This window comes from Crateriforma spongiae, assembly GCF_012290005.1.
Classification (GTDB): domain Bacteria; phylum Planctomycetota; class Planctomycetia; order Pirellulales; family Pirellulaceae; genus Crateriforma; species Crateriforma spongiae.
In genome coordinates this window covers 247,255-259,278 of record NZ_JAAXMS010000003.1, presented here as the reverse complement: position 1 = coordinate 259,278, position 12,024 = coordinate 247,255, and the positions used below count along the sequence as shown (strand labels likewise).

The following is a 12,024-nucleotide window of genomic DNA, read 5'->3' as shown; positions in this document are numbered from 1 at the left end:
CGCCGGATCCCGCACGATCATGACTTCGCCACTGCAAGCGATGCGCAAGCTGTTAAAGGACGATCCACGTTTTAAACTGGAAGCCTATCAGTTCATTCGCGAATCCTTGCAGTACGCCCATGAACACGCCGACCAGATCCGGATCGGCGACATGCCCACCGACGCCGACGACGTCCGCCATCTGACCGGCCAACAGCTTTGCGAGGCTTGCCGGCTGTACTCGCTGGAACAATATGGCTACTTGGCCAAAATCGTTTTGAACAGCTGGGGCGTGCACACCACCAGTGATCTTGGCGAAGTCGTCTACAATCTGATCCGCATCGAACAGATGCGGAAAAGCGATACCGACCGGCGGGAAGATTTTGATGACGTGTATGACTTCGACGAAGCGTTCCAGCCGGTCTTCGAATTGGCATCTTCGGAAGAATAGCCGGCCGCGCATTCTTTGGGTCGCCGCGTGGCTGTTCACCGCATTCCTGATGCCGGCGTCCACCCATTTGTGCGTCGCACAAGACGCACTGTTGTCAGAATCACCAACCGCATCCGATACGGCCGATGCCCCGCCCAAAGAATCCGCCCGCCGGGTTTATTTGGATCGCATCGTCGCCCAGCCGATGTCACATCGTGGTGCGTCTTGGCTGATCCGTCCCGAACGTGAAGAAGAAGAAAGCGTCCGCGAAGGATTCGACCAACTTCAATTGCGACCCGGCATGGTGGTGTGCGACCTGGGTTGCGGCAACGGTTTTTGGACCTTGCCGATGGCCCGCGATGTTGCTCCCGACGGACGTGTGCTGGCCGTCGACATCCAACCGCAGATGCTGCAAAAGTTGGCCGCTCGTTCACGACGCGCCGACGTCGATAACGTCCAACCCATCTTGGGCCGCATCAACGATCCCAAACTTCCGGCCGGGCAAGTCGACTTGCTATTGATGGTCGACGTCTATCATGAATTCTCACATCCCGAATCAATGCTGTGGTCGATTCGGCGAAGCCTGAAGCCCAAAGGCGTCGTTGCGTTGTTCGAATATCGTGCGGAAGACCCGTCGGTTCCAATCAAACCGCTTCACAAGATGTCCAAACGGCAAATCATCCGTGAATACAACGCCAACGGGCTGAAGCTGGTCCGTGAATACAACCAACTTCCTTGGCAACACTTGATGTTCTTCGCGCGGGACGACAGCCCACTACCGGAAATCGATCCGGTCGCGACCAAAGATGTCTTGGAACAGATAAAAGCATCACGCTGATCCATCGCCGGGGGCCCGCACCACGACGTCATACAGATCGGTGCGACGATCATTCCAGTTGCGAACCGTCCCGCCGATTCGATGGCGACGCAACAGTTCTAAATCCACATCGTGGATGATCACCGTTTCAATGTTCTCGTTCGCTTGGGCACCGATCCCATCGCGTGCGAAGGTGACGTCACACGGGGTCAGAATCGCCGATTGCGCATAGTGGATGTCGGCATTTTCGACAAACGGCAGGTTGCCCGTACAACCGGCGATGGCGACGAAGACTTCGTTCTCAATACAGCGTGCCGCCGCGCACTGCCGGACTCGCAGGTATCCGCTGCGGGTGTCGGTATTGAACGGAACAAAGATCAAGTTGGCGCCTTGATCGGCCGCGATACGTCCCAATTCCGGAAACTCACAGTCGTAACAAATCTGGATCGACACTTTGCCGCAATCGGTATCAAAGACGCCAAGTTCATTCCCCGCTTCGACGCCCCACCAACGCTGTTCGGACGGCGTGATGTGCAACTTGTATTGCTTGTCAATCTTGCCGTCGCGATGTTGTTCACCAGACAGTATTCCTTACGTGCGTCATACCAACGCCGCGACCACCGCATGGCACGGTATTCCGGTTCGACCATGATCTCGATCCCGCGTAACACATCACCACGCCGTCATCGTCAGATTGGCGAAGCGATCTTTCGCGGCTGATCGCGACCCGTTTGGCGGCCGGTTCGTTTTCGATCAGCAGTGACATTCACGACGAAGTTGATCGGGTGTTGATCGATCAAGTGCTGAAAGCGACGCAAGGAAACTTGAGCGAAGCCAGTACACGCCTGGGTATCAGTCGCCCGACCCTGCGCAGCCGTCTCAAGCAACTGGGTTTGACGCGACACTAAATGACCAGCGTGATGATGCCAGCGGGGCCCGGTGTCGCCCCGGTGCGCCGCCGCCGGGGGATCCAAGAAACGTCAAAGGAGTCAAAACACCTTTGGCGTCAGGATGTCGCGACTTGGGTGGGGACACCAGGATCGGGATGCCGATTACAATTCGCTTTCGCGAATGCCAGAATCATCGGCTGTTCGCATCACCGAAGTCGTTCCGTTTTCCGATTTGCCCAACGAATCCGCTGCCATGTCCAAGCCGATCCGACTAAGCATCATGATGTTCCTGCAATTTTTTGTATGGGGCGTTTTCTTTGTCACGATGGGCGGTTATCTGACCAACCTGTTCGCCGCGTACGAAGAAAAGGGCACGTTGAATTCGATCGTCGCCAACATCTATGCGACGCAGACTTGGGCGGCCCTGTGTGCCCCGCTGATTGTCGGATTCGTCGCCGACCGATTGCTGAACAAGGAACACGTGCTGGCGATTTTGCACTTGGCCGGTGCGGGTTTGCTGTATTGGGTCAGCACGATCGAAGATTCGCCGACGATGTTCTTCGTCGCCATGTTGGCGTTTTTCATCTGCTACATGCCCACGCTGGCGGTGGTCAACACGCTGACCTTCCAGAACGTGGCATCGCCGGATCGTGATTTCCCCAAGATTCGATTGTGGGGAACGATCGGCTGGATCGTCGGCGGCCTGGTGGTGTCCCAATCCTTCTTTGGGATCTTTCCGCTGAAGGTGCTTCCCGGTGTCGACGACGCGGGCGGATCGGCGGTCCAGTTTCAATTGGCCGCTGCGGCCAGTTTGATCTACGGGATCTATGCGTTCACATTGCCTTCGTCGCCGCCGGAAGGCAAAGGCAAACCGGTCAACATTATCAAACTGTTGGGATTCGATGCGATCAGTTTGCTGAAGAATCCGTCCTACGCGGTTTTCGCTTTGTGCTCGTTCCTGATCTGTATCCCGCTTGCGTTCTATTACGCACGAACCGGCGACTTCGTGAAGCTGATGGCGTTTGGCGACGATACCGGCGGCGTGATGGCGCTGGGTCAGGTCAGCGAAATCGTGTTCATGGCGTTGGTGCCCGTGTTCTTGGCTCGACTGGGCGTCAAGAAGATGCTGCTGGTTGGCATGATCGCTTGGGCGTTGCGATACGTCTTGTTTGGCCTGATGCCATCGAATTCGGCGATGCTGATCTTGGGCATCATGCTGCACGGCATCTGCTATGACTTCTTCTTTGTGACCGGCCAACTGTACACCGACCGCGTTGCACCGCCGGAAACACGGACCAGCGCCCAGGCGTTGGTCGGCTTGCTGACCTATGGTGCCGGCATGTTGGTCGGCAACTACGTGTCGGGGTTCTGGGGCGACAGCGTCGTGAAGTTGGATGCCACGACCGCCGAGGGCTGGGAAGCCGGTGCCGCGATGTTCTGGCTGATGCCAGCGGTATTTGCCGGCGTGGTGGCCGTGATCTTTGCCCTAAGCTTCTGGGACAAGACCGAGGTCACCGAAGAAATGGCCGAAGAGAAGCCCATCGACCTGGGCCCGGCCACGACCTGATTCACGGGTCGCGAGGGAAACGCGATCAGGTTTTGGGACGGACCACGTCTTTGGCCAAGCCCATCATTTCCCAGGTGCGAATGACCCACCACGACATGTCAAATTCGTACCACTTGTGCCCGTGCCGTGCGGCACGCGGGGAGGCGTGGTGGTTGTTATGCCAGCCTTCGCCGTGGGTAAAGATGGCCACCATCCAGTTGTTGCGACTGTCGTCGCGGGTTTCATAGTTACGGTAGCCAAAGAAGTGGGCGAACGAGTTGACCGCCCAGGTTCCGTGCAACACGAACACGGTTCGCACCGCAACGGTCCACACGAACCAACTGGCCATGTAACGCCCGGCTTCGGCCCAAGATCCACCGCTGGCGATCCATCCCCAAACGCCACCCATCAGAGTCAACAAAAGGGCGTGACCGACATAAACCAAAAACCAAACGTCGCCGCGTTCCAAACGCAAGTAGAACGGATCTTTCAGCAAATCACGGACATAGCGTTCGTAATGCCGCGTGGTGTCCAAGTCTTTGTGGCGACAGACGACCCAACCGACATGGCCCCACAAGAAACTGGCCAGTGGGCTGTGTGGATCCGGTTGGTGATCGCTGTGCTGATGATGCATCCGGTGGATGGCCACCCAACGCGCCGGGCTGTCTTGCAAGTTACAGATGCCCAGCAGCGCCAATCCGTGTTCCAGCCACTTCGGACAGGTGAATCCACGGTGGGTCAGCAACCGATGGTAACCGATCGTGATCCCAAGCATGCCGAAAACAAAGTGTCCGGCGATGGCAAAGACCAGTCCGGACCAAGTGAACAGCCAGGGGATCACCGCCAGCATCGCGATCAGATGGACCACGGAAAGAACGACGACATAGCGCCACATCACCTGCAGCGGCTGGGTGGCTTCGGGCAAAGGCAGCCGCTGGGGATCACGAACGCCCGACGCGGAATCGGGGTCGGCCGAACCATCAGGCGTTTTTGACGGTGCCTCGGTCACCTGAGCAACCTGGCCGCCACCGGATGGCACATCAGCGGCGGACGCAGAATCCGCCGCCGCAGCATCACTGGCGTTCGATGAAGTTGGCAGCCCCGGAATTTGGTCGTCGGCGACGGGCATGGGTCCGGCCTTGAGAAGTGGTCAGAAGTCGAATCGAACAGCCTAGGGTACACAAGGGCGTACCGCGATTGGGCCGATCGACGCAACCCCAGCCTACTTGTCGTCGTCGGCCTTCTTGACCTTCTTCTTCTTCTTCAGCGAGATCTTTTGGACGCGAACCTTGGGCATGCCCACGATCGCTTCGTTCTCGTCAAACTTGTCCAGTTGTTTCAGCCGTGCGACACGCTCGGCACGGGTCAGAACGTTCCGGGACTTGATGGCCCCGGCTTTCACCTTCAGGCTTTGGTCGATCGACATTTGGCGGTCTCGATAGGGACAGTGATTCGGAATGACGTTGGGTCGGCATCCGAGGCCCTGACGAACCCGGCTGCCTTAAATTTTGCCGTAAAACCGGCTGTTTTAGCGGTCATTTCCACAGCTTTCGCAGATCGTCCGTCCTCCGCGATCGACAAACCCAAAGGCCGGATCGGAAAAGGCCGGCGTCGTCCGTTGCGACGCGGACCGACGAACACAACCACGCGTTCGAAGGGGGGCTGCCTGACGGTGCGGGGCAAGCCGACGTTGCAGTCGGAATCAGGCCGTGGAACCCAGTGGCCCCGCAGGATAGGAACTGGACGCCGATTTGGCAAGATTGACCTGGGGGACACCTCGGCAGATTCCCGTGACCCAACTATTCTTCGACGGATGAACGCCTTGGACCCCATCGAACCGACCGCCCGGGACAATCCGGACGCACAGGCCAGCTCCGAATCCCGGGCCGACGCCCCCACCCCACGACCGCCCGGGGATCCCGCCGACGAAGACACGCCGGGCGAGGAACATGGCCCCGCGGCCGGTCGATCGTTGATCACCGCGGGTCTGATGACGGGGGCAAAGTTCCTGATTCCCGCAGCGATCATCGCCTATTTGTTGATCTATCGCGTGAAGCCCGAAGACTGGGCCGAAATCCGCGACCAGCCGAAAAACTTCCTGCTGTTGGCCGCTGCACTGGCGGTCGCACTCGGGGCGATGTCGCTGTCGTTCGCCCGCTGGTGCCTGTTGGTCCGTGCGCAAGGCATCCACCTGACGATGCTGGAAGCTTTCCGGTTGGGGGCGATTTGCTTCCTGCTTAGCTTCGTTTCCGCCGGCAGCGTCGGCGGCGATCTGTTCAAAGCGATCTTTCTGGCGCGGCGTCGTCCCGGCAAACGCGTCGAAGCGGTCGCGTCGGTTTTGGTCGATCGCGGCGTCGGGCTGTACGGGCTGTTGCTGTTGGTTGCCGCCGCGTTGCTGACCACCAACCCGAGCGGTGACGCCGATCTGACGAACATCAAAATCGTCACCGCGGCGTTGATCGCAACCGGCACCGCAGTCTTGATGGTGTTGATCCTGGGCGGTCGCGGCGTCGATTCGCTGGTGCGGTGGGCCAGCGATTGGCCGATCGTCGGTCCAATCATCGCCCGCGTCGGACCACCGTTGCGGATGTTTCATCACCATCGGCTTGCGTTTGGGGCCTCGGTGGTGATGAGTCTGGGTGTGCAATCGATGTTGGCGATCAGCGTCTACCTGATCGCTCGCGGTCTGTACGCATCACCGCCCAGTTTTACCGAACACTTTGTGATCGTTCCCATCGGGATGTTGGCTTCGGCATTGCCGTTGACGCCGGCAGGATTGGGCGTGTTCGAAGCGGCTTTGGAATGGCTTTACACGATCGTCCCGGCCACACCCACCGAAGCCAAAGGGACCTTGGTCGCGCTGGTGTTTGAGTTGGTCAAAGTGATCATGGCGGCGATCGGGACTGTTTTCTACTGGACGGCCAACGCCGAAGTCCGCCAATCGCTGGAAGCCGAACCCGACGCGGGGATCTAAACCGGCAGTATCCGCCGGTTGCTGCTTCCGCCGATCGTTTGTTCCGCGGATCAGCTTGCCGCTCGGGCGCCGTCCCACCACGATCCGTCGTCTCCCGGTGCATCACCGGGGTGTGCCGTTTGACCGACGTCACGACGGGCGTGTCGATTGGTGTTCATCGCGGCCAATGATTCGTCGCCCACCCATTCGCTGCGTGCGATTTCCGCCACGGCTTCGTCATCGTCGATCCGACCGTCGGCGGGTTCACGTTGGAACCATGCCCAATCCAGGGATCTGGGCTCTGGTTCATCGTCCAGGTACTCCACTTCCTCGATGTACTCGTATACCGGCTCAGGCTGAGGCGCGGGTTTCGGCTGGGGCAACGGTCGCGGCTTCACCGGTTCTGGTTTGGGCTCGGGCTTCGGCGGTGCCGGTTGGACAATCACCTTCGGCTCGGCGTGAACCGGCACAGGCTTTTCGACAACCACCGTTTTGGTTTGAGGCTTCTTCAGTGACTTTTGAATGAACTGAATTCGCGGCGTGACCACCTCCGGCTGCTCTTCTTCCAATTCCACCACCGGCTCGGCAACGGTGATCTCTTCTTCCTCGTATTCCACCGGTTCTTCGTCAAAGACCGGCGGCGGCAAAACTTCCGCCCGACCGGGTTCGCCTTGCGTGGGCAATTGCCGGACCTGCACGTCGATGTCGTGGAAGATTTCGACGATATGGTCGTGGCAGGTAAACATCATCACTTGGTGGCCCAGTTCCGCGAACGTCTTCAACGTGCGGGCGGCACTGACGGCGCGTTCCCGGTCAAAGTTCACCAGGACGTCGTCCAAGACCAACGGCAACATCACACCGCGCCGCGAATAGGCGGCCGCCAATGACAGTCGCAATGCGATGAAGACGGCTTCCCCCGTCCCGCGGCTTAGCACTTCCAGTGGCAACGAGTTGCCTTCGGCATCGTCAATCTTCAGCTTGCTGGTGCCCAGCGGCGTCCAGATACGCGTGTACTTTCCGTCGGTCAATTGGCTCAAGAAAGATGATGCTTCGCGCAAGGTTTCCGGTTGTCGTTCACGTTCGACCGTGCTGCAAACGTCTTCCAACAAACTGCTGGCCATCGCCAGGGTTTGCCACCGCCGTGTCGCTGCTGCGATTTGACGATCCAGGCACTCCAGTTCCAACTGTGCCACGGTCAAACGGCCGTCTTCGCCCAACTGCTTCATTTCTTGTGCCAGCTGGCCCTGTTGGGTCCGCAGCAAAGCGACGCGTTCTTCCGTCTCGGTCATCCGAGTCGTCAACGATTCCCAACGCTTGTCCAAGTCTTGGGCGGTCGCGCCGTCGATCGCCGTAGCGACTTCGTCATAGTCCACATGGGTGCCAATGATTTTGCGGACTTGTTGATCCAGTTCTTTGATCTGGATTCGCATTTCACGCAAACGCGCCTTGGCGTCGACCAGTTCGTAAAACTGCTCGGCAGTCGCCACACCACATTTGGCCCACAACGCACGTCGCTGTTGTTCGCCTCGTTCGATTGCCCGAGCGTGTCCGGCCTGTTGTTTCTTGTAATGGTCGTCTTGGTCCTTCAACGTTCGACGACGTTTGATCCAGTGCCGCTGACGCGACAGTTCTTCTTGCAAGTGGTTCAACTGGTCCAGCGGGCCGGTGCGAGGCCGGGCAACGATGCGTTGCTGTTGGGCCTTGTCGTCTTCGTCATCCTCGTACATCAACGCATCTTCATCGACCGATTCACGCTGGACTTCCAATGCTTCCAGGTACAGGTCTTCGATGCGTTTTGCCAACGTTTGCAATTCACGTTGACGTTGGTCACGTTCGGCCTTCAGCTCATCCACGCGGCGGATGCTGGCCTGCAGTGTTTCGTAGCCGTCGCCAAGCTTTCGAACGCTTTGCGGCGACATTGATTCGCTTAAGCCCAGGCGTTCCAACGTGGACGCCCATGCGCGACGGGACGCCTTCACGTCATCGGCGGCCTTGGATGCACGCGAACGCGCCGATTTGTAGGCTTGGTCGGCCGCGGCTTGGCTGTGGTAGGTCGGCAGGGCCGCGTCCAGATCGGCGGCCAAAGATTCGGCATCACGCAATCGTTGTTGCAGGTTTTCTGCGTTGGTCGGCAGCGATGCATCGACATCGTTGGCTTCCGATTCCAAGTCGCGGATCTGGCGACGAATCGATTCGATCTGACGCTCGCAATCCTCCAGGTCCAACGAATTGGCACGGCGGCCATTTTCGCGTCCCATGTAGAAGATTAGCATCGCGATCATCCCCAACGTCAGATACAGCATTCCGTAGGTCGGGTCCGGCTGTGCCACAAACGTTTGGATGTTCAACAGATGGAACAAGCCGTACATCAAGAGCGCGCCGCCGGCAAAGAACGGCACGCCCAGCAATAGCATCCGATCGACCGGCAATGCTTCGTCGGTGGCCAAGTCGACGGACTCGCGTTCCAGATCGCGATAGTGCCGTTTCAGCTTGTCCAGGTGTTCGCCCAATTGGATGCGTTGGCGAAGCACGTTGATGCGATCGTTCTGTTGACGAATCGCTTGTTGCAAGTTGTTCGCGTTCGCCCGGCGCAAGACCTCGTCCAAGTCTTCGCGCAGTTGGTCGGCCTTTTTCTTATGGGCCAGTCCCTCGTTGCGTGCCTGCTTCAGGGCATACATCGCTTCCTTGACGTTCCGGGCCGGTTCAGCCAGAGCCGTCAACGTTTGCTTGGACAAGTCGGGCAAACAGTTCAAATCGCCACGACAGATCGCTGCGCGGTCTTCTTCGTCGATCCCCAACCGATCGGCATCGGATTCCAGTTGTTTCCGCGCCTTGTCGACCTGGGCATCCAGGCGTTCGATTTGTTCTTCGAGTGCTTCGACCCACGTCGCCTGTTCGGTGGCCGCTTCGATGCGCCCTTGCAGTTCCAACATCCGCCGGCTGACGGGCAACTGTTCGGCTTTCTCGCGCACCTCGCGTCGTTTGGCTTTGATCTCCTCCAGCTTCGCGCGACGTTCGTCCATCATCGCATCGATCTGGACCAGTTGCCCGGGTGCTTCGTCGGGCAATTCGGTTTGCAGTTCGGTTTGGTGGATCTCTTCCTGCAACGCTTCACGCTGCTGCCACGTGTCCAGAACGCTGGTGGCGGTTTCAACGCACTTGGCTTCCTTTTCCCAACTGCCCATGCGTTCGGACAGCTGTTCAATTTCCTGCTGTTGGGCGCGGCGTTGGCTGGCCAGTTCGGTCCAGCGGCGACTGTGCCGCGTCAATTGTTCGACTTCGCGGCGCAGGTTTTCGCGGCGTTTCAGCATGCCGAACAGCCGGTTTTGTTGCTGCTCTTGTTCGCCACCTGATTGCCCGACCAAATCTTGGCGACCGGCACGAAGTCCGCGCAGCACATCAACCAACGACACACGATCCAAACCACTGGACAGCTTGTACAGTTCGTCGGCCGCGGCCGTTCCGTCCAGCGTGCTCAATTCCTGTAATTCGCGAATGCCGATGGCAAACACGTTGGTGAAGATGGGCTCGTCGATCTGTCCCAACAGACTGCCCAAACGATGCTGGCCCTGTGACAAGCCGTCTTGTCCGGTCACCGTCAGACGACCGGTCGCACTGTTGTCGGTCAACTGTGACGTGCGGCGAATCTCATAACCACCGCCGGGGCCGGTCACACGCAGCGCACCGCCGGGGGTGCCACCATGAATCGGTGGCAAATACTTTTCGCGACGTTCTTGAGTGAAGCCATACAGCATCGCGCGGATGAACTGCATCAGCGTCGTTTTGCCGGCTTCGTTGGGCCCGTAAAACAGCGTCATGCCTTCGGGCATCGAATCGACCGAAAGGCCGGTCCAAACGCCGAAACCATCGATCTGGATGTCTTTGATCTTCATGATTTTTGCACCAACTGGGGCTTCCCGCCTCTGAGCAAATCGACACCAAGCAGCGTCGCCTGGTCCAGCAACCGTCCGCGATCCGATGCGGCGATTTCCGCCAGCAGACTGGACGTCGTCGTCGGCAACCCGCCGGGCTGGCCGATGTCATGTTCTTCGGTGAACGGCAACAGATTCAATTCACGACTATCGTTTTCACGATGCTTTGCCGCGGCACGCAGAAAGTCGCCCAGAATCGTGTCTTCGTCGTTCCAAGACTTGGGGAACTGTCGAGGCGGATTGACGGTCAATGCAATCGACCAAGCCGCCGGCGTTCCGTGGCCGTATTCGCGACGCAGCCATCGCAACGTTTCGTCCGGATCACCGATCGCCGACAAATGCTCTGCGGTGGCAACGTTGATTTCCCAGCCGACCAGCAACTGACGCCCGCCGTTTTCGTGGGCCAGACGGGCAATGCGTTCGCCCAACAGATTCTTCAGCGTGCCGACCTGAATCACCTCCGCTGCATCGATTTGTTCGTGACAGTATCGAAACGTATCGCATTCCACTTGGTGGACCCGCGTCGTTTGATCCGAATCCACATCGACAACGCAATAACCGTGCGGTCCGGTTTCCTGCAAGCAACGTCCCTGTGGTGTTCCACACTGAACGGCTGCCGCGTTGGCCCCTTGTTCGATTTCTTGTCGATTGTGTCGCCCACCCAACGCCCAATAATCAAAATGGCCTTCGGCCAGGGCCGCGGCCTCCGCGGATCCGTGCCCGATGGCAACCGTGTATTCGTCGACAGGATCGATGCGATAACCCGGGACATGCAGCGTGCTGCGTCCGTCGCTGCTGCGTCCGATGACGTGGCAGATCGTTCGGCCGCTGCGCTGGACGGGGACCGCGATGGCGCGATCCTTGGGAAACAACGTCACATTGGGCGGCAACGGTGCGGCATCGGGCCAACGCTGTGGGTCGTCGGCCACCCCGGCGCTCCAAAAGACCGGTGTCTTCTTGGCGTGCAGCTTTTCAAAACCATCCAGCAGCAACGCCATTGCGTGCGGGCCGGCGGTGGAAGGATTCACCAGATCGCCACACAACACCAAAAAGTCGATGTTGTCGGCAGTCGCCGCATCAAACACCGCGGCAGCGGCCGATCGTGGCGAGTCGGCCAGCGCGTCGCGCAAATGAGGCGGCAACTGGTCCAAATCGCCCAGAGGACGTTCGAGGTGAAAGTCGCTGGCGTGAATGAAGCGAAATGATTCGCCCGGCATTGGTATCCCTCCCAATTTTTCGACCATCGGCCGCCGATGACCCGCCGTACACCAGCCACATCATGCGGCTTGTTCGTTGCGCAGGGGGCCAGGCTGGTCGGCAAGTCTGCGGCGAAAGTTTAGTCGAATCCGTGAAACCGAGCCAAGAGCGATCGCGGGGGCGAATGCCCAAGACCGGACGGCGAGCGGAAAGCCCGCAAAAAACGACGTTTGACGGCTAAACCGGGCCGCCGGATGGACCAAAAAACTTTTGACATTGG

Annotated in this window: 9 protein-coding genes and 1 pseudogene; 5 read left to right on the top strand and 5 right to left on the bottom strand. The window is 58.9% G+C overall.

What is annotated here, in order from left to right:
• Positions 1-19 precede the first annotated feature (19 nt).
• On the top strand, positions 20-430 hold the full coding sequence (locus tag HFP54_RS09045) for a Minf_1886 family protein (RefSeq protein ID WP_168564880.1): 411 nt from the start codon (positions 20-22) through the stop codon (positions 428-430).
• A 49-nt stretch (positions 431-479) separates the two neighbouring features.
• Positions 480-1,247, top strand: coding sequence for a class I SAM-dependent methyltransferase (locus tag HFP54_RS09040; protein ID WP_146415502.1), 768 nt, complete (start codon positions 480-482; stop codon positions 1,245-1,247).
• Here the strand turns inward: HFP54_RS09040 and HFP54_RS09035 are convergent.
• Positions 1,239-1,796 (bottom strand): annotated as a pseudogene (locus HFP54_RS09035) (nitrilase-related carbon-nitrogen hydrolase); the annotation flags it as partial. The gene HFP54_RS09040 and the pseudogene HFP54_RS09035 overlap by 9 nt on opposite strands.
• A gap of 215 nt (positions 1,797-2,011) precedes the next feature.
• Between HFP54_RS09035 and HFP54_RS26360 the strand changes: the two are divergent.
• Complete coding sequence (locus HFP54_RS26360) at positions 2,012-2,134, top strand: helix-turn-helix domain-containing protein (RefSeq protein WP_390656977.1); 123 nt, start codon at positions 2,012-2,014, stop codon at positions 2,132-2,134.
• A 163-nt stretch (positions 2,135-2,297) separates the two neighbouring features.
• A complete protein-coding gene (locus tag HFP54_RS09025) occupies positions 2,298-3,683 on the top strand; it encodes an MFS transporter (RefSeq protein ID WP_168564879.1) in 1,386 nt (461 codons plus the stop codon).
• A gap of 25 nt (positions 3,684-3,708) precedes the next feature.
• Here the strand turns inward: HFP54_RS09025 and HFP54_RS09020 are convergent, their stop codons facing one another.
• On the bottom strand, positions 3,709-4,791 hold the full coding sequence (locus HFP54_RS09020; RefSeq protein ID WP_168564878.1) for an acyl-CoA desaturase: 1,083 nt from the start codon (positions 4,789-4,791) through the stop codon (positions 3,709-3,711).
• A 93-nt stretch (positions 4,792-4,884) separates the two neighbouring features.
• Positions 4,885-5,088: a small basic protein gene (locus tag HFP54_RS09015; protein ID WP_145294154.1), complete on the bottom strand. Its 204-nt coding sequence runs from the start codon at positions 5,086-5,088 to the stop codon at positions 4,885-4,887.
• Between the two features lie 387 nt (positions 5,089-5,475).
• Here HFP54_RS09015 and HFP54_RS09010 point away from each other — a divergent pair, with 387 nt between their 5' ends.
• Entirely contained in the window at positions 5,476-6,636 is a 1,161-nt protein-coding gene (locus HFP54_RS09010; RefSeq protein WP_235951509.1) for a lysylphosphatidylglycerol synthase transmembrane domain-containing protein, read from the top strand.
• 50 nt (positions 6,637-6,686) lie between these two features.
• Here HFP54_RS09010 and HFP54_RS09005 read toward each other — a convergent pair whose 3' ends face one another.
• Complete coding sequence (locus HFP54_RS09005) at positions 6,687-10,508, bottom strand: AAA family ATPase (RefSeq protein ID WP_168564877.1); 3,822 nt, start codon at positions 10,506-10,508, stop codon at positions 6,687-6,689.
• On the bottom strand, positions 10,505-11,764 hold the full coding sequence (locus HFP54_RS09000) for a metallophosphoesterase family protein (protein ID WP_168564876.1): 1,260 nt from the start codon (positions 11,762-11,764) through the stop codon (positions 10,505-10,507). The genes HFP54_RS09005 and HFP54_RS09000 overlap by 4 nt, the downstream gene beginning before the upstream one ends.
• Positions 11,765-12,024: the final 260 nt, after the last annotated feature.